Origin of the sequence: Dactylosporangium vinaceum (assembly GCF_019904175.1) — a bacterium.
Taxonomy (GTDB): Bacteria; Actinomycetota; Actinomycetes; order Mycobacteriales; family Micromonosporaceae; genus Dactylosporangium; species Dactylosporangium vinaceum.
This window is the reverse complement of record NZ_CP061913.1, coordinates 4,587,329-4,604,748: the sequence shown is the minus strand read 5'-3', so window position 1 is coordinate 4,604,748 and position 17,420 is coordinate 4,587,329. Positions and strand designations below refer to the sequence as shown.

Here is a 17,420-nt window from a genome sequence, read left to right as displayed (position 1 = left end):
TGCCGCACCGGCAGACCCCTCAAGGAGGCAATCCCATGCTCGACAACTGGCTCAACCTCTGGAACGGCGACCTCGCACTGGCCGGGACCACCGTCACCCCCGACTTCGTCGTGCACGCCGCAATGCTCGACGGCAGCGGCGAACTGCACGGCCCGCAGGCCCTCGCCGGCTGGATCGCCCAGCTGCGCGGCGCCTTCCCCGACCTCACGTTCGCCGTCCAGGTCGGCCCGGTCACCGAGGGGCCGATGACCGTCATCCGCTGGCTGGCCACCGGCACCTATGCGGGCGGGTTCCCGGGGGCGAGCGCGGCGCCCGGCACGGCGATCGCCTTCACCGGCATCGACATCCTGCGGGCGGCCTCCGAGGAGGACGGGCGGTACGCGGAGTACTGGCTCAACTCCGACATGCACGTCCTGTTCGCCCAGCTCGGCCTGGGCTGAGCCGCACGCCGGGCCCGGCCGCCACCCCGATCGCCCCGGTGCTCGCGCCGGGGCGACAGGTGCCGGACCGATCTCCTCACCCGTTCTGGTAATGCGGTCGGCGCCGGTGCCGATCGACTCGGTGGAGGGGTGTGCAATGGCGGTGGCGAAGCGGCCCAGAGGGCGGTCTCTGCGCGCCCGCGTGTACCTCGTCGTCGGCGTCTGCGCCGTGCCGGCCGTGCTCGGCAGCGCCATCGCGCTCGTCGGGCTGCGCCAGACCCATCAGAGCGTGGTCGACCTGCATTCGCAGTCGGTGCGGCCGCTCGCCGCGCTGGGCGACCTGCGCGACATGGAGGGCGACACGCGGGTCGAGGTGTGGCAGTACCTGGCGGCGGTGGTGGAGGATCGCGCGGCGATGCGCACGGAGATCGCCGAGACCGACGGCACGGCCGATGAGGACGTCGCCGCATATCTGCGCACCCACGACGGCAGCAGGGACGACCGCGACCAGCTCATGCGTGACTTTGCCGGGCTGCTGCACGACTGGCGCACGATCCGCGACAGGCAGGTCCTGGCCGCCGCCGACGCCGGCCGGACGGCGGATGCGTACGCCGCGGCCAACGGGGCACTGGCCGAGGCCAACGAGGCGATGGCCGACCCGCTCGACAAGCTGTTCGAGTCGGAGGTCGCCGCCGCGGAGGCCCGGGTGGCGCAGTCCGACCGGGACTTCACCCGCGTCAGGTACGCCGTGCCCGCGATCATCCTCGTCGGGCTGGCGCTCGCCGTCGCCGCCGCGCTGCTGCTGCTGCGCAACGTGATCGGCTCGGCCCGGCGGATCAGCGACCTGCTGGCCGCCAACGACCGCACCCGCCGGATCGGCACCAACCGCGACACGAGCGAGATCGGCGACCTCGGCCGGCAGCTGGACTCCATGCTCGACGCGCTGCACGAGCAGGAGGACACGCTGCAGCGCGAGCGGGCGGCGAAGGAGGCGCAGCTGATGCGCAACACGGTGCAGCAGCGGCTGGCCGAGCAGAGCACCCGCCGCCGGGCCGGTGACATCGTCGAGCAGACCGGCGGCGCCGTGCTCACCGAACTGCAGGGCGTGCTGGACCGGGCCGGGACGGTCCTGGAGGGCGCCAACGCGATCGAGCGTGAGGCGGCGTCCGCCGACGAGGAGACCCGCACCGTGGTGGCCCGGGCGGCCACGGCGGACAGCGTCGTCGGCGCGGTCAACACGAGCCTCGGGCAGGTCGACGGCATCGCCGCGCTGATCGCCGCGATCGCCGGGCAGACCAACCTGCTCGCGCTCAACGCGACGATCGAGGCGGCCCGGGCCGGGCCGGCCGGCCGCGGCTTCAGCGTCGTGGCCGGTGAGGTCAAGGCGCTGGCCGCGAAGACCAAGGACTCCACCGACCAGATCGCCACGACCGTCGAGGCGCTCGGCACCGACGCGACGGCCATGGCGTCGGTGATCGCCGACATGAGCGCCGGTGTGGTCCGCATCGGCGATGCCACCGCCCAGCTCACCGACGTGTCGGCCCGCCAGCGCGAGGCCGTGCACCAGCTCGTGGACGGGGTCCGGGAGGCGGTCGGCCGGATCGAGGCGCTGTCGCAGGTGACGGAGCGGCTCGAACGCCGGCAGCACGATCGCGTCAGCGTCGAGGAGCGGATGACTGTCCGGTCCGGCGCGAGCGAGCACGCCGTGAACATGCTCGACCTGAGCGCCAGCGGCGTGCGTGCCTCGACCGTGCCGGCCTGGCAGCCGCGGCCCGGCGACGACCTGGAGCTCACAATGCAGCTCGGCGGGAGGCCGGTCACGGTGCGGGGCCGCGTCGTGCGGATGATCGACGGTGCGGACGGCCCGGAGGCCGGGATCTCGTTCGACGGGGTCGGCGCGGCGGCCAGGGACTCCATCGAGGCGTTCCTGCACGATCTCCTCGATGCGGGCACACCGGCGCACGCCACCGGGCCGGGCGCCGGGCACTGACGGCGGCCCGGCTCAGGGCGCGCGCCGGCCGGCGACGTGCGCGTCGGCGCCGGGCTGGTCCAGGTCGAGGATGTGCAGGTGGCGCTCCTCGGGTGGGATGTGGCCGCGGGCGGCGAGGATCCGGTCGGGGCGGGCCCGGTCAGGCCTCGGCGACGGCCGTGCGGATGCCCAGCGCGATGAGGACCGTGCCGGTGCATCGTTCGGCGATGCGGATCACCCGGGCGGTCAGCAGGCCGGACAGGCGGGCCACGAGCAGGCTCACGATCGCGAACCACGACAGTGTCACGAGTGCATCCACCGTCGCGAACAGCATCGTGCCGGTGAACACCGGGAACGAGTCCGGCAGCAGCTGCGGCACGATCGCGGCGTAGAAGACGCCGGTCTTCGGGTTGAGGACGTCGCTGACGAAGCCCGCCCGGAACGCGGCCGCCGGTGAGCGGCGGGCCGGGGGCGCGCCGTCCTCGACCGGCTCGGGGGCCAGTGGCGCCGCCTCGTCGGCCCCGTTGCGGCGGTGCCGGACGGTGGACCAGATCGCGGCCGCACCCAGGTAGATCAGGTAGGCCGCGCCCAGCAGTTTCACCGCCTCGTACAGTTGCGACGAGCGGTGCAGCAGGGTGGCCAGGCCGATCGAGGCGGCGATGCCCCAGGTGAGGGCGCCCGCGGCGGTACCGGCCGCGGCGGCCAGGGCCAGGGCTCGGGCAACGAGTGCATTGCGGGCGACCAGCAGTGCGTTCGGGCCGGGGATGACCGTCAGCAGGGCGGACACGGTCGCGAACTTCAGCAGCATCTCGGCCACGGCAATGGTCCTTCCGTTCGGGCGGCGGGCCTGCTCGGACACAGCGGAGCCCGAGCAGGATACCGCCGCCGAGACGCCCGGCGCGGATATTGCCGCGGACGTCCCCCCGCCGCGCTGCGACCGGCGGGCGTCACCGGACGAGATGACGGGCAATGCGTCAGAGCACGGCGATGTGCCCGCCGGCCCGGCCGGCCAGTGCGCCGCGCGCGTCGAAGAGCAGGCGGGCCCGGGCCGCCAGCTCGTCCGGGTGGTAGGCGTTGTGGCGTTGCAACAGCACGACGAGGTGGGCGTCGGCCAGTGCGGCCTCGAGGTCCGTGTGCCGCGGCACGGCCAGGCCGTCGACGCGCCAGTCGTCGATGTACGGGTCGTGGTATGACACCTCGGCGCCGCGGGCCCGCAGTTGCTGGGCGACCTGGTACGCCGGGGTCATCCGTACGTCGGCGATGTTCGCCTTGTAGGTGACGCCGAGCAGCAGCGTGCGGGTGCCGTCCAGGCCGCGGCCGCGGCGGCGGACCAGGTCCTCGCAGCGGTCCACGACGTAGCCGGGCATGCCGGCGTTGATCTGTTCGGCGCGTTCGATCAGGCCGGTGGTGAGGCCCAGTTCCCGGGCCCGGTAGGCCAGGTAGTGCGGGTCGACGGGGATGCAGTGCCCGCCGACGCCCGGGCCGGGGCGGAACGGGTGGAATCCGAACGGTTTGCTCGACGCGCATTCGATGACATTCCACACGTCGATGCCGAGCGAGTGGCACAGCATCGCGATCTCGTTGACCAGGCCGATGTTGACGTGCCGGTAGGTGTTCTCCAGCAGCTTGGCCATCTCCGCCTCGCGGGTGCCCTTGGCCGCGACGACCTTCTCGATGAACCGCTCATAGAACGCGGTCGCGGCGGCGGCGCAGGCCCCGGTGGCCCCGCCGACGACCTTCGGCGTGTTGGCCAGTGTTGCGAAGCTGTTGCCCGGATCGATGCGTTCCGGGGAGAACGCGAGGTGGAAGTCGATGCCGGCGTTGAGGCCGGAGCCCTTCTCCAGGATCGGCCGCACGACCTCCTCGGTGGTGCCCGGGTACGACGTCGACTCCAGCACGACGAGCATGCCGGGCCGCAGCTGGGTGGCGACAGCCGCGCTGGCCGCCCGGACGGGGCCGAGGTCCGGCTGGCCGAGGTAGTCAAGCGGCGTCGGTACGCAGATCGTCACCACGTCGGAGCCGGCCAGCACCGTGGGGTCGGTGGTGGCGGTGAAGCCGTTGGCGGCCATGGCGGCCAGGTCGGCGTCGGAGACGTCGTCGACGTGCGAGCGTCCCGCGCCGAGGGCCTCGACCACGCCGGCGTCGATGTCGTAGCCGGTGACCCGCAGCCCGGCCAGGCTGGCGCCGTGGGCCAGGGCCAGCCCGACGTAGCCGAGCCCGCACACCGTGACGTCGCTCGTCACCGGCCACCTCCGGCGCTGAGCAGACCCTGATGGGCGAACCAGCGCAGGCAGTCCTCGGCCCAGTGCAGGCCCTCGTCGCGGGCCAGGCCGAGCGCGTGGGCGCCGTGGCCGTACAGGTGCAGCTCGTACGGCACCCCGTTGGCCCGCAGCGCCGCGGCGAACAGTTCGCTGTGCGCGGCCGGCACCTCGTCATCGGTGAGCGTGTGCCAGATGAAGCACGGTGGGGTGGCGGCACCGGCCCGCAGGTGCCCGGAGTGCCGCTCCCGCAGGGCCGGGTCGCCGGCTTGCGCACCGAGGAGGTTGCCGCGGGTCTCCGCATGCGCGATGGGGTCGAGGAGCGACACCACCGGGTAGCAGAGCACGCCCGCGGCCGGCCGGAGCCGCTCGGCCTCGGCCGGGTCGTCGAACGCGGCCCCGGTGATCAGCATGGTGGCCAGGTGGCCGCCGGCCGAGGTGCCGATGACGCCGATCCGGGCCGGGTCGACGCCCCACTCGGCGGCGTGCTGGTGGGTGACGGCGAGCGCCTGGCGGCCGTCGGCGTAGATGGCCGGCCAGTGGTACCCGTTCGCGCCGAGCCGGAAATGCACGGCGATGCCGACGATGCCGTTCGCCGCCAGCCAGCGGGCGTAGTCGATGCCCGACTTCGGCGACAGGAACGTGTAGCAGCCGCCCGGCAGGGCCAGCATCGCCGCGCCGGTGGCCCGGTCGGGGTCGGGCAGGCAGACCTCGAGGAAGGGCCGGTCCTCGGGCCGGTCGCCGAGGGCGTGCGGCGGCCGGTCCGGCCACAGGTCCAGCCGGAGCAGGTGCTCGGTGGTGCTCGTCATCAGAACCGCCCGTACCGATGGGGGAAGTAGTCCTGCAGTTCACCGTCGCGCTCGATGTCGACGGTGGCGCAGTGCAGGCCGCCGCCGAACGGGGCGACGTTCCAGAACGGGACCGGCACGACCTCGAAGCCGCGCCCGGAGAGCTGCTCGGCCAGGTCCCGCTCGCTCTCCTCGACGCAGACCGTGTTCGGGTCGAGGCTCAGGATGTTCATGGCCAGCCAGGGGCTGCAGAAACACAGCTTCGGCAGGTCGTCGCGGGTGCGGCGGGGTGCCGCCGCCTCGAGCACCTCCCAGTCGTTGGTCTTGAAGTAGCCGAGCATCTCCGGGTCGGCCGCGCGCTCGCCGCAGTGCAGCACCAGGCCGGGGCGCAGTGGCACCCAGGTGGCGTCGATGTGCAGCGGGTGGGTGTTGTCGAACGTGACGGCGTGCACGCGGTGCTCCGGGAAGTGCTGGCGGATCCAGCGGTATCCTCCGCGGTTGGTCACCAGCGACAGCTGCACGAACAGGTCCTTGCCCATCCGGCACACGTCGGCCGCGTCGAACAGCGGCTCGGCCTCGGTCAGGCACAGGTCGTTGGCCCGCACCCGCTGGATCTGCTCATCGAAGCCGAGCGCCTCGAACTCGTCCCAGAAGCCGGCGTGGAACGAGGCGTCGGTGAGCCGCGGCTTCGGGGCGGCCTCCCAGCGCATCGCCTCGTCGGCGTGGAAGTACGACTCCAGCAGCGGGCGGTAGCACAGGTACTCGAACCACCGGCTGCGATACGACATGGTCGACTCGAGGATCTCGGAGCCGACGGTCAGCAGGACGTCACGCGGCGGCATGCAGCCGAACATGGTGTCCTGCGTCCATTCCGGCGTTTCGGTACGCCGGCTGAAGTCCAGCGGTTCGGGCCGGTCGACCGCGATGCCACGGCCGCGCAGGAGGGCGGCGAAGCCGTCCAGCTGCTCCTCGGCCGCGGCGACCATGTCGTCGGGCAGCGGGCCGTAGGTGCCGCGCGGGAAGCCGTCCTGCGGCCAGTCCCGGAACACGGCCGGCTCGGGGGCCTGCACCATCGTCCCGGCGGCGCGCCCGACGATGATACGGCGCAGCGGGTCCCAGGAGTTCCAGGAGTTGACTCGTACCGGATTGTTCACCGTCTCTGCCTTCCTGTTCGGTGACGCGGGGCCGTCACGCACCGGCGGGGGTCTGCATGCGGACGACCTGGCCGCGGGCGACGTCGATGTCGAATTCGCGGCCGTCCCACACCGCGGCCGGATCGACCGCGGGCGGCTGTTCGGTGATGGCGTTGCGGGAGGTGGTGATGCCCTCGAGCAGCCACTCGTAGTGCTCGGGCGCCACCTGCTCCCGGCTGAGGAAGCTGCGCAGGGTGGCGGCGTAGAACGCCATGATCGAGTGATAGTGCTCGCCGATGATGGCCTCGGCGGTGCGCTCGGCGATCGCCTGCCGGTCGTGGTACTTCGCCGCGGCGAGCGCCGACGCGAAGTCCTCACCGAGCAGGCGCCGCTCGATGTCGGCGGCGAGTTCGTCGCCGAACAGCGGGCGCAGCACCCGCATCCGGACGACGGCGCGCTCGGCGTCGCCCTGCGCGAGGTATCGCAGCGCGTTCTGCAGCATCCAGCGCAGCGGGAAGAGCACCCGTTCCGGGAACACGGTGTGTTCGAACACGGTGTCGTCGTAGTCGCGCAGCTCGCGTTCCAGGTCGCCCTGGATGCGGGTCATGTGGACGTACAGGCCGCTGGCCCGCTCCAGGGCGGCGCTGCGGGTCTCACCGTAGAACACCGACTGCCGGTGCACGAAGTTGCGGATCATCTTGATCAGCCGGTCGGTCTCGGTCTCGGTGAACGCGACCGCGGGGGCGAGCCGGGACACGGCGCCGACCGCCTGCAGGACCCGGCCGGACTGGTAGTCGCTGCCGGTGACGATGCGCAGCCCGGGGCGGCGCAGCTGGTGCTGGCCACCGATCGCGAACGCCCAGACGCGGAACGTCTTGAGGGCGTCGCTGGTGTCGGGGTACACCATCTGCTCGGGCAGGCCCATCCCGGCGAACGCCCAGTACAGGAACAGGTCGTGGCCGATGACCGAGTGCCACCGCCAGCGCTCGTCCGGGCGGACGCCGCCGTTCTCGAGGAACACCAGCGCGGCGTCCCAGCCGGACACCGGGGCGTCGGCGAGGACGAGGGTACGGTCCTGCAGCACGTAGCCGAGGCGCCCGTGCGGGTCGCGCAGCACACCGAAGCGCCGGCCGTCGCCGGCGGTGTGCGCCAGCGGCACGACGGTGGTGCCGCCGTCGGCGTGCGTGAGCGTGACGACGCCGTCGCCGGGGACCCGGCCCCGGCGCGGCAGTGCCTCGAACGCCTGCACGCCGGACAGGTCGACGGCCACCGTGACCGGCTCGGCGGGTTCGCCCGTCTTCGCGGCGGCGGCCGCGAGTGTCTGCGGCAGCGCCGCGTGATAGTCGTGGAACAGCCGCAGCGCGGCGGTGAACTTGTAGGTCAGGAACGGCATGACCCCGTCGACCGTCGGGCACTCGGTGAAGATCCGGGACACGGCGGCCACGGTGTCGGGGTGGTACACGGTGTCGCCGTCCGAGACGGCGATGGTGGCCGTCTGCAGCCGCGACCAGTCCCCGTCGGCCTCACACATCGCGTGGACGGTGGCGATACAGGTGTCGACGCCGAAGCGGGCCGCGTTCCCGGCCCCGGCCGTGGTCTGGCGCAGGTAATACAGCCGGGCCGGGCCGGTGTAGGCGGCGATGAACTCCTCGGTGATGGTCCCGGAGCCGTCGGTCGAGTTGTTGTCGACCGCCACGATCATCAGCCGGCCGAGGTCGACCCCGCGCTGCGCGGTAAGCGAGTGCAGGGTGGCGGCCAGATGCGGCGCCTCGTCCATGAACTTGATGACCAGGAAGATGTCGCGGCCCTCCCGGGCCAGCTGCGCCGGATCGGGCAGCGGCGCGCTCTGCTCGGCGCCGAAGTGGGCCCGGCGCCCGGCCAGGAAGCGCTCGACGATCGCCCGTTGCCCGGCGAGGACCTCGGCGATGAGCGCCGGGTCGGTGCCGCCGGCCTCGGTCAGGGCGCGGCGGCGGCGCAGGATGTGGCGGGCTTCGGTGACCTGCTCGGCCTGGATCGGGTCGACGTCGGAGCTGAACGCCAGGGCCAGCAGCGGGCTGTCGATCGCGGTGCCGGCCGGCTCGTCCTGGTTGGGCCGGGTCCAGATGTGCTGATAGGGCAGTCCGTCATAGGTGTCGCGGAACGGGTCCACTGTCACACTCCGTTTCGTTCGGGCTCAGCAGTGGGCGGACAGCACCTTCGCGAGCCGCTCCAGGGCGGGCACGAGGGTGTCCTCGGGGTAGTAGGTGAAGCAGAGGCGCAGGCAGTTGGTGAGCGAGCCGTCGACGGAGAAGATCTCGCCGGGCCGGTAGTCCACACCGGCAGCGCGGGCGTCGGCGCGCACGGCGGCCGGGTCGGCGTGGCCGGGCAGTTCCAGCCAGACGTAGTAGCCGCCCCGCGGGTAGCGGACCCGGATGCGGTCGGGCAGGGTGCGGCGCAGGGTGGTCTCGGCGCAGCGGCGGCGGTTGTCGTACACCTCCCGGATCGCGTCGAGGAACCGGTCCTGCAGGCCGAGGCGGATCGCCGCCTCGACGATGGCGCCGGTCATCGGGCTGGCGCCGCCGCCGCTGCGCAGGACGGCGTCGTCGGCCAGGTGGGCGATCCGATCGGGTTCGGCTTCGATCCAGCCGAGCCGGACGCCGGGGCCGAGGATCTTCGCGAACGAGCCGAGTGACAGCACGTGGGGGGCGGGGTCGCGGCGCAGCGGCGGCGGCACCCGGTCCGGGGTGGCGGTGAGCTGGTACACCTCGTCGGCCACGATCGGGACGTGGTGGCGGTCGGCCAGCTCGCGCAGCCGCGCCCGGCGGGGGCCGGACAGCGTCACGCCCGTCGGATTGTGCAGGACCGGGATGGTGTACACGAGCGCTGGTTCGTGGGTCTGCAGGACCCGCTCGAGGTCGTCGACCCGCATCCCGTCGCCGTCGACGGGGACGGCGACCGGCCGCACGCCACGTTGGCGCAGCACGTCGAGGCCGAAGAAGTAGCTCGGGGACTCGACGACCACGGTGTCGCCCGGCCGGGTGCAGCGGGCCAGCACCAGGTCCAGCCCGTGGGATGCGCCGTTGGTGATCAGCAACGTGGCCGGGTCGACCGGGTGGCCGTAGTGGCGGGTGAGGAAGGCGGCCAGGGTCTGCAGGAGTGACGGCATGCCCTGCTCGGGCCCGTACTGCAGGTACGGCTGATCGGGCCCGGCCAGCGCCGCTGCGGCCGCCTGGCGCAGCGCTTCGCGCGGCAGGACGGCGTCCTGTGGCTGCCCGATGCCGAGGTCGATGATCTCGGTGCCGCCCGTCGTGGTGTCCACGGCTGCCTCCTAGTCGTCCACGCCGGCGGCCAGCAGCTCCGGGCCGGCGCTTGTCACGTCCGGGCAGCCGCAGGCCGCCATGGTCAGCTCGAGCTCTTCGGAGTACACGCGCAGCACCGCCCGGACCCCGGCCTCGCCGTCGGCGGCCAGTCCCCACAGGACGGGCCGGCCGACGAACGCCGCCCGGGCACCGCTGGCCAGCGCGCGCAGGACGTCGGTGCCGCGGCGCACGCCGCCGTCGACGTACACCTCGCACCGGTCCCCCACCGCGTCGAGCACCGCCGGCAGTGCCCGCATCGTGGCGATCGCCCCGTCGACCTGGCGGCCGCCGTGGTTGGACACCAGGACGCCGTCGGCACCGTGGTCCACCGCCCGCTGCGCGTCGGCCGCCCGCAGGACGCCCTTGACCACGACCGGCAGGTCGCTCAATCCGCGCAGCCAGGCCACGTCGCGCCAGGTGACGGACGGATCGACCAGGACGCTGTTGAGCTCGGCGACGGTGGCGCCGGACCCGGTGGTGCCGGCCAGATTGGCCGGACGGACGTGCGCGGGCAGCTGGAAGCCGGTGCGGATGTCGCGGTCGCGGTAGCCCAGCATCGGGGCGTCGGCTGTGAGCACCAGGGCCCGGTAGCCGGCCGCGCGGGCCCGGTCGACGAGGTCCTTGGTGAGGCCGCGGTCGCGCAGGCAGTACAGCTGGAACCACAGCGGCCCGGTGGCCTCCGCGGCGATCTCCTCGAGGGTGTGGCTGGCGAAGGTGCTGACGACGCAGAGCAGGCCCTCGGCGCCGGCCGCGCGGACCGTGGCCGGTTCGGCGTCGACGTGGGCCAGGCGGTGGTACGCCATCGGGGCGACTGCGACCGGCGCGGCCACTTCCGCGCCGAGCAGTGTGGTGCGCAGGTCGCGCCGGGAGACGTCGGTGAGCACAGCCGGCACGAGGGACAGCCGGTGGAATGCGGCCCGGTTGGCACCGAGCGTGCGCTCCTGGCCGGCGCCGCCGTTGAGGTAGTCCCAGATGTGCCCGGGCAGCATCGTGCGGGCGAGCCGGGCGATGTCGTAGACGGACGCCGGGTTGGCGGCGACACTCATGCGGAGACCTCCGGGGGCGTGGTGCGAATTGGCGGATTCGACCGTCAGCCGATGACCCGGCAGTCGGGTGCGGCCCGCAGCTCGCGGGAGCGGCGCAGGTCCCGGGTGACGATGATCTTCTTGAGCCACCGGTCGGTGCCGTCGAACCGGGCCGTGAACGACTCCCGGCCGTGCACGGCCCGGTGGTTGTCGACGATGAGGACGCTGCCGGGGCGCACGACGACGCGGTGCAGGGCGTCGTTGAGCCCGGCGACGAGGGCCTTGAGCGCCGTACGGGCCTCCGCGTCGCCCGGGACGGCGGTCATGAAGTACGGGTCGATGCGCAGGTAGGGGTCGTCGGGCGCGCCGAAGAGGACGGCGACCGCCTGCGGGTCTTCGGCCATCCGGCGCATCTGGGCGAGGCCCGGGCTGGCCGGCTCGACGCCGGCGAGCTGGCGCAGGTGCTCGTCGTCGGGCCGGATCTGGAAGCGCGGTTCGGCCAGGACGGCGCGCTGCTCAGGGTCGAGTGTGACGTCGCGGATCGAGGCCGTCGTCGTGGCGACCCCGTCGTGGTTGCGCACGCCGAGCAGCAGCAGGTAGTCGCAGCGGTTGGGGTGGAAGGCGTCCTCGGTGTGCCACTCGAGCAGGACCTGGCCGTGGCCACTCTGCCGGGCCGCCTCACCCTCCACGGGCACGATGTTCTGGATCATCCGGCCGTGCTGCAGCGTCGACCAGGTGAACGGCTCACCGAGGACCATGGCCAGCAGCCCGAGGTATAGCTCCTCGCGGCGGGCCCCGGCGGCGCGCCAGTTGACCGGGGTCGGGCCGACCGCGGCATCGTCCACGGACAGGCCCGTGATGAGCGCGCACCCGGCGGGTTCGGTGCTGCGGAACGTGTGCAGGAACCGGCGCAGCCGGACCGGCAGCGAGTCGGTGAGCTCCCAGGCCCGGGCGTAGAAGGGCTCCGCGCCGGGGTCCTCACCGGCCAACTGCTCCAGCAGGACGTCGACCTCACCGGCCTCGTGCGGGCGCAGTGCGAAGCGCGTTGGCAGGTCACGGGTGTCCATCCCCAGTCTCCCCCGTCCGACGTGGTCCGGCAAACGCGTCGATCGTGGGTCGGGCGTGTAACACGGCGGTATCGCCCCGATTTCCCCGCTTTCCCAAAGCGTGGACACCGGAGCTGTTTGACGACACCGCGTGTTCCGACGGTGACGGACGCGAGCTAACGTAGTGACGCCGGTCTTTGGCCTGGGCGCCGTCGCCGGGCCCGGCCGGTCGTGACCGAGTCCGTTGAGGCCGGGGCGCAACGACCGGGGGAGCTGCGAGGAGTAGTGGTATTGGACGCCCGCTTGCTTGGACCGCTCACTGTCAGTGATGGAGAAGCTACAATTGATGTACCTTCCGGGCGGCAGCGGGCGTTGCTCGCGGCGTTACTCCTCAACGCCGGGCGGCCGCTCTCGGTCGATCACCTGATCGAGGTGCTGTGGGACGCGGAGCCGCCGGCCAACGCCCGGGCCGCGCTGCGCACCTACATGATGCGGCTGCGGCGCACCCTCGGTCCGCGCCTCGGTGCGCGCATCCAGACCCGCCCACAGGGCTACCTCATCGTCGCCGACGAGAACGAGGTCGACGTGCTGCGCTTCCAGCGCCACTACGCCACGGCCCGGGCGGCCGCCAACGAGCAGGACTGGCCAACCGTCATCGACCAGCTGCGCCGCGCGCTGGACCTGTGGCGGGGCGAGCCGCTGGCCGAGGTGCCATCGCCCGTCCTGCGCGAACGGGAGCTGCAGCACCTGGAGCAGCTGCACCTGCGGGCCCGGGAGCTGTACTTCGACGCCCAGCTGGCCGTCGGCCGGCACGAGGACGTCGTGCTCGACCTGCAGCGGGCCGTCGAGGCGTTCCCGATGCGCGAGCAGTCCTGGGCGCAGCTGATCATCGCGTTGTACCGCAGCCGCCGCAAGGCCGACGCCCTGCTCGCCTTTCAGACCGTGCGGGCCGAGCTGGTCCGCGAGCTCGGCGTCGAGCCCGGCCCGGACCTGCAGCGGCTGCACCAGGCCGTGCTCAACGACGACGAGCACCTGCTCGGCTCGCCGGCCGCCGGCGGCGCCGCACCGGGCGGCCCGGGCGCGGCGCTGCCACCGCCGCCGCTGCCACCGGCGGTCGTCCCGCGCCAGCTGCCCCCGGCCCACCAGCACTTCACCGGCCGGGTCGACGGTCTGCAGACGCTCGACGCGGCGCTGAGCCGGGCGCAGCACCCGGAGCAGAACGCGGCCCCGGTCGTGGTGATCGTCGGGATCAGCGGCATCGGCAAAACCGCGCTGGCCCTGCATTGGGCCCACCGGGTGGCCGACCGGTTCCCGGACGGGCAGCTGTTCATCAATCTGCACGGCTTCGACACGGCCGACCGCCCACTGCCACCGGAGGTCGCCATCCAGTGCCTGCTCACCGCATTCGGGATGCCGGACGAGCGGATCCCGGCCGGGCTGGCCGCCCAGTCGGCCCTGCTACGCAGCACGCTGGCCGGCAAGCGGGTGCTGCTGATCCTGGACAACGCCGGCAACGAGGAGCAGGTCTCACCACTGCTGCCCGGCGAGCCCGGCTGTCTGACCATCGTGACCAGCCGCAACCAGCTGCGCGGCCTGCTGGTCAGCGCCGGTGCCCAGCTCGTCTCGCTGCCGCCGCTGACCGTGGAGGAGACCGTCGAGGTGATGCAGAAGCGCATCGGCGCCCGCCGCCTCGCCGCCGAGCCCGAGCACCTCGACCGCCTGGTCGCCCTGTGCGAGCGAATCCCCCTGGCGGCCGGCATCCTCGCCTCCACGGCACTTGCCCACCCGACGCTGAGCATCGCCGAGCTGATCGGGCTGTTCGAGGAGATGCCGAGCCCGCTGGACCGGTTCGAGACCGGCGACACCGCCACCAGCGTCCGCACATTGCTGACGGGCTCCTACCGCCATCTCACGCCGGACGGGCAGCGGCTGCTGCGCCGCCTCGCCCTGCATCACGGCGGGCGCATCGGGCACGCCGCGGCCGCCCAGCTGGCCGACCTGTCCGTGCCGGCCACCCGGCGTGCCTGCACCGACCTGGTGCGCAATCATCTGCTGGACATCGCATTGCCAGGGCAGTACACCATGCATGATCTGATTCGCAGTTTCGCGCTGGAGACCGTCCAGCGGGAGGAGTCGCGGTCCGAGTGCCGCGAGGCCACGGCCCGGGTCCTGAACTATTATCTGCGCACGCTGCACCGCGCGGCCGAACTGCTGGTCCCCGAGCGCCGGCTGTCCGCGCTTGCGCCGCCGCCGGCCAAGCTGCACCAGGGTCCGGTCCGCGACGACGGTGACGGCGGCGCGTGGTACGAGGCGAACCGCGGCGCGATCACGGCGGCGATCCGGCACGCCACCGGAGACGGCTTCCCGGACTACTGCTGGCGCCTGGCCGAGCGAGCCGCCCCGTTCCTGGAGCGCCTCGGCCGCTGGCACACGTGGCACCAGATCGCGGACTGCGCGCTGGAGGGCGCGCTGCGGCTCGGCGACCCGCTGGCCGAAGCCACGGCCCGCCTCGAGCTCGGCGGGGCGGGCGACGCGCTGCGCCTGGACGACGCCGAGACCCTCGGCGAGCTGCTGCGGGCCCTGGACCTGTTCACGGAGGTTGGCAGCCTCTCCGGTCAGGCGACGGCCCACCACCGGCTGGCGCTCTTTCATGGCCGGCGTGACCACGCCACCGAGTTCCGTCACCATTGTGAGCGCGCACACCGGCTGCACGAGGTCGACGACAACGCCGACGGCGTCGCCGCCGCGCTCAACTCCCTGGGCTGGTTCAGCGTCCGGTTCGACGACTTCGACACGGCGACCACCGCCTGCCAGGAGGCGATCGCCATCTACGCCCGCACCGGCAACCGGCCTGGCGAGGCCGACAGCTGGGACAGCCTGGCCTGGGCCTACCAGCGCAAGGGCGATCTCGCCGCGGCCGACGCCTGCTATCAGCGGGTCCTGCCGCTCGACGAGGCGCTGGACCGCATCGGGCACCGCTACCACATCGCCACCACCCAGCGGCGATACGGCGACCTGCGCTGCGCGCTCGGCGACCAGTCCGGGGCCCTGGACTACTGGCGCCGGGCCCAGCGGACGTTCGACGAGCTCAACCACCCCGACCGGGAGATCGTCAGGCAGCGGATCCTGGCCAGCACCTGCCGCTGATGTGCGACCCGGCCCGCACCTGCCCGGCGCTCAGCCGAAGCGCACCACCTCGAACGCCACCGCGTATCGGCAGCCCAGCCGCGGGCCGGTCCCGGCGGCCAGGTCGCGCAGGAACTCGGCGGGGTCGAAGCCGGGCAGGTTCAGGCCCGCGTTGTACGCCTCGTGGGCCAGCAGCGACCGGGTGCCGGCCTCGAGCGTCTCGGTGACGTCGACGCCGTGCGTGGCCAGCGGCGAGTGCGCGGCCCAGATCTGGCGCACGCCCGGCCACGGCTCCAGGCCCTCCTCCGGAAACACCCAGCGGTTGCCGGCGTCGCGCACGGCGTCGACAAGGGCCCGGCCGGTCGCGATGTGGTCGGCCTGGTTGAGCTCGCCGGTCTCCCAGGTGTCGCGGAAGTTGTTCGTGATGACGATCTCCGGCCGGTGCCGGCGGACGCAGTGGGCGATGGCGCGACGCAGCGGCAGCCCGTATTCGAGCACACCGTCGGGCAGTCCGAGGAACTCGACCTCGGTGACGCCGACCTCGGCCGCCGCCGCCCGCTGCTCGGCTTCGCGCAGCGGCCCGGCCGTGGCCGGCGCTATGCCGTCGATGCCCGCCTCGCCGCTGGTGACGAGCGCGTAGACGACCGTGCGCCCGGCCGCCGTCCAGCGGGCGATCGCCGACGCCGCCCCGAACTCCAGGTCGTCCGGGTGGGCCACGAGGGCCAGCGCCCGGCTCCAATGCTCACTCAGCGGTCGTAGCGGCTCGTCCATCAGACCTCCAGGTGGCGTACGAAGGTGACCCGGTCCAGGCCCGGGCCGTCGTAGTCGGGCTGCACGGGGCGGCCCTCGAACTGTCGCGGCCCGGGCTGCGCGACGAACCCCATCCGGGTGTGGAAGGCGTGCGAGCCGGCGTTGCCGGCCGAGGTGATGGCGCGCACGACGGTGCGGCCCCGGCCGCGGGCCAGCGCGAAGAACCACTCGTACAGTTCCCGGCCGAGGCCCTGGCCCTGGCGCGCCGGGTCCACGCCGACGAAGTGCACGTAGGCCTCGTCCGGCCGGGCCGGTGACAGGAACCCGATGAGGAACGCCACGAGTGCACCGTCGTCCTCGACGATCCGGCTGGTGTCGGTGAAGTGCTGGAAGTACAGCCGCGGCAGCAGCGCCGCCCGCTGCCGGGTGCCGTCGGCGCCCTCGAGGCCGCCCCACCAGCCGTCCAGCACCGTCAGGACCCGGGCGTGGTCGGCCTCGACCGGCGTGCGCACGGTCCGGCTCATCGGGCCGACTCCAGCGCCAGGCGGATCTCGGCGTGCAGGCCGTCCCACGTGGTGCTGCCCTTGTTGCCCGGGTGCAGTTCGACAGCCGGGGTGAGTACTGAGCGCTCGAACGCCGGCGCGGCCGCGGGGGTCAGCGCGATCAGCAGGTTGTGCATGTGGGTATAGCCGCGCTCGGCCAGCTCGGCCTGCCAGGCGTCGAGGTCGGCGTGGCCCTTGAACGGCGCCAGGCTCTCCGCGATCGGGCACGGCCGGCCGAAGACCTCACGGACCCGCAGCCGGTAGGGCCGGTCGCCGGCGAGGCCGAGCAGCAGCAGCTCCACCTCGGAGACGTGCCGCCCGCCCGGCGACAGCGTGGTCAGGTGCAGTTCGCCGCGCTCGTGCAGCAGGTCCGGCAGGCGATCGACGAGCAGCCGGACGAAGTCGAGGCCGTCGAGGCCGCCGGCGCCGCTGGTCATGAACGGGGTGCCGGGCGGTACGGGTACGAACGGGGGGTTGTTGACGACGATGTCGAACGGCGCGGCGGCGGTGAAGTCGGCCAGCCCGACGAGGTGGACGTCGTCGGCCGGCAGCCCGTTGAGGGCCAGGTTGAACCGGGTCATCGCGACCGCCCGCGGCGAGATGTCGATCGACGTCACCGCGGCCGCGCCGCGCCGGCGGGCGGCCACGGCCTGCACCCCGGACCCGGCGCCGACGTCGAGGACCCGGCGCCCGGTGCAGTCCGGCAGGTTGCGGGCCAGCAGCAGCGACTCGTTGTCCGACAGGTACAGCACCCGGTCGCGGCCGGTGTAGCCGGGATGATCGGTGGCCAGCAGGTCGTCGCCCAGCCGGTGGAAGCGCACCGCGGCCCGCAGCTCGCCGCCGTCCCGCTCGGCCAGGCCGCGTTCGGCGAGCAGCCCGGCCACGGTGTCCAGGGCGGGCTGCAGCGGTGCCCGTCCGCCCGCGAAGAGACGGTGGAAGAGCGCGTAGTCCTCGTCGTAGAGGCGGCGCAGCGCGGTGTGCAGCGGGGCCAGGCCGGTGGCCGTGAGATCCATGGCATGCTCCTGA

The 17,420-nt window shown here is 73.2% G+C and carries 14 protein-coding genes; 3 read left to right on the top strand and 11 right to left on the bottom strand.

Annotation, left to right across the window (positions count from 1 at the left end; translation table 11 throughout):
• Positions 1 to 35 precede the first annotated feature (35 nt).
• Positions 36 to 440 carry an ester cyclase gene (locus Dvina_RS20410; RefSeq protein WP_223104060.1) on the top strand — a complete coding sequence of 135 codons (405 nt, stop codon included), beginning with the start codon at positions 36 to 38 and terminating at the stop codon, positions 438 to 440.
• 136 nt (positions 441 to 576) lie between these two features.
• On the top strand, positions 577 to 2,409 hold the full coding sequence (locus tag Dvina_RS20405) for a methyl-accepting chemotaxis protein (RefSeq protein WP_223104059.1): 1,833 nt from the start codon (positions 577 to 579) through the stop codon (positions 2,407 to 2,409).
• 139 nt (positions 2,410 to 2,548) lie between these two features.
• On the opposite strand, the gene Dvina_RS20400 is transcribed toward Dvina_RS20405, so the two are convergent.
• The 8 genes from Dvina_RS20400 to gntD form a co-directional block, all read right to left on the bottom strand.
• Positions 2,549 to 3,196: a LysE family translocator gene (locus tag Dvina_RS20400; RefSeq protein ID WP_246656565.1), complete on the bottom strand. Its 648-nt coding sequence runs from the start codon at positions 3,194 to 3,196 to the stop codon at positions 2,549 to 2,551.
• Positions 3,197 to 3,362: 166 nt separating this feature from the next.
• The gene (locus Dvina_RS20395; RefSeq protein ID WP_223104057.1) at positions 3,363 to 4,631 is read right to left on the bottom strand and encodes a nucleotide sugar dehydrogenase; all 1,269 of its coding nucleotides are present in this window, start codon (positions 4,629 to 4,631) and stop codon (positions 3,363 to 3,365) included.
• Positions 4,628 to 5,455 (bottom strand): alpha/beta hydrolase, encoded by an 828-nt coding sequence (locus Dvina_RS20390; RefSeq protein WP_223104056.1) that lies wholly within the window; start codon positions 5,453 to 5,455, stop codon positions 4,628 to 4,630. The genes Dvina_RS20395 and Dvina_RS20390 overlap by 4 nt, the downstream gene beginning before the upstream one ends.
• The gene (locus tag Dvina_RS20385) at positions 5,455 to 6,588 is read right to left on the bottom strand and encodes a serine/threonine protein kinase (RefSeq protein WP_223104055.1); all 1,134 of its coding nucleotides are present in this window, start codon (positions 6,586 to 6,588) and stop codon (positions 5,455 to 5,457) included. The genes Dvina_RS20390 and Dvina_RS20385 overlap by 1 nt, the downstream gene beginning before the upstream one ends.
• 34 nt (positions 6,589 to 6,622) lie before the next feature.
• Positions 6,623 to 8,716, bottom strand: coding sequence for a glycosyltransferase family A protein (locus tag Dvina_RS20380; protein ID WP_223104054.1), 2,094 nt, complete (start codon positions 8,714 to 8,716; stop codon positions 6,623 to 6,625).
• A 24-nt stretch (positions 8,717 to 8,740) separates the two neighbouring features.
• Positions 8,741 to 9,865, bottom strand: coding sequence for an aminotransferase-like domain-containing protein (locus Dvina_RS20375; RefSeq protein ID WP_223104053.1), 1,125 nt, complete (start codon positions 9,863 to 9,865; stop codon positions 8,741 to 8,743).
• Positions 9,866 to 9,874: 9 nt separating this feature from the next.
• A complete protein-coding gene (locus Dvina_RS20370) occupies positions 9,875 to 10,951 on the bottom strand; it encodes an alpha-hydroxy acid oxidase (RefSeq protein WP_223104052.1) in 1,077 nt (358 codons plus the stop codon).
• 44 nt (positions 10,952 to 10,995) lie between these two features.
• Positions 10,996 to 11,997 carry a guanitoxin biosynthesis L-enduracididine beta-hydroxylase GntD gene (gene gntD, locus Dvina_RS20365; RefSeq protein WP_223104051.1) on the bottom strand — a complete coding sequence of 334 codons (1,002 nt, stop codon included), beginning with the start codon at positions 11,995 to 11,997 and terminating at the stop codon, positions 10,996 to 10,998.
• Positions 11,998 to 12,348: 351 nt separating this feature from the next.
• On the opposite strand from gntD, the gene Dvina_RS20360 reads away from it, so the two are divergent.
• Entirely contained in the window at positions 12,349 to 15,123 is a 2,775-nt protein-coding gene (locus tag Dvina_RS20360) for an AfsR/SARP family transcriptional regulator (protein WP_223104050.1), read from the top strand.
• Between the two features lie 30 nt (positions 15,124 to 15,153).
• Here Dvina_RS20360 and Dvina_RS20355 read toward each other — a convergent pair whose 3' ends face one another.
• From Dvina_RS20355 to Dvina_RS20345, 3 genes are read right to left on the bottom strand one after another with little or no spacing between them, the layout of a single operon-like run.
• Positions 15,154 to 15,873: a PIG-L deacetylase family protein gene (locus tag Dvina_RS20355; protein ID WP_223104049.1), complete on the bottom strand. Its 720-nt coding sequence runs from the start codon at positions 15,871 to 15,873 to the stop codon at positions 15,154 to 15,156.
• Positions 15,873 to 16,376, bottom strand: a complete 504-nt coding sequence (locus tag Dvina_RS20350) for a GNAT family N-acetyltransferase (protein WP_223104048.1) — start codon at positions 16,374 to 16,376, stop codon at positions 15,873 to 15,875. The genes Dvina_RS20355 and Dvina_RS20350 overlap by 1 nt, the downstream gene beginning before the upstream one ends.
• Positions 16,373 to 17,407 carry a methyltransferase gene (locus Dvina_RS20345; RefSeq protein ID WP_223104047.1) on the bottom strand — a complete coding sequence of 345 codons (1,035 nt, stop codon included), beginning with the start codon at positions 17,405 to 17,407 and terminating at the stop codon, positions 16,373 to 16,375. Before Dvina_RS20345 ends, Dvina_RS20350 begins: the two co-directional genes overlap by 4 nt.
• Positions 17,408 to 17,420: the final 13 nt, after the last annotated feature.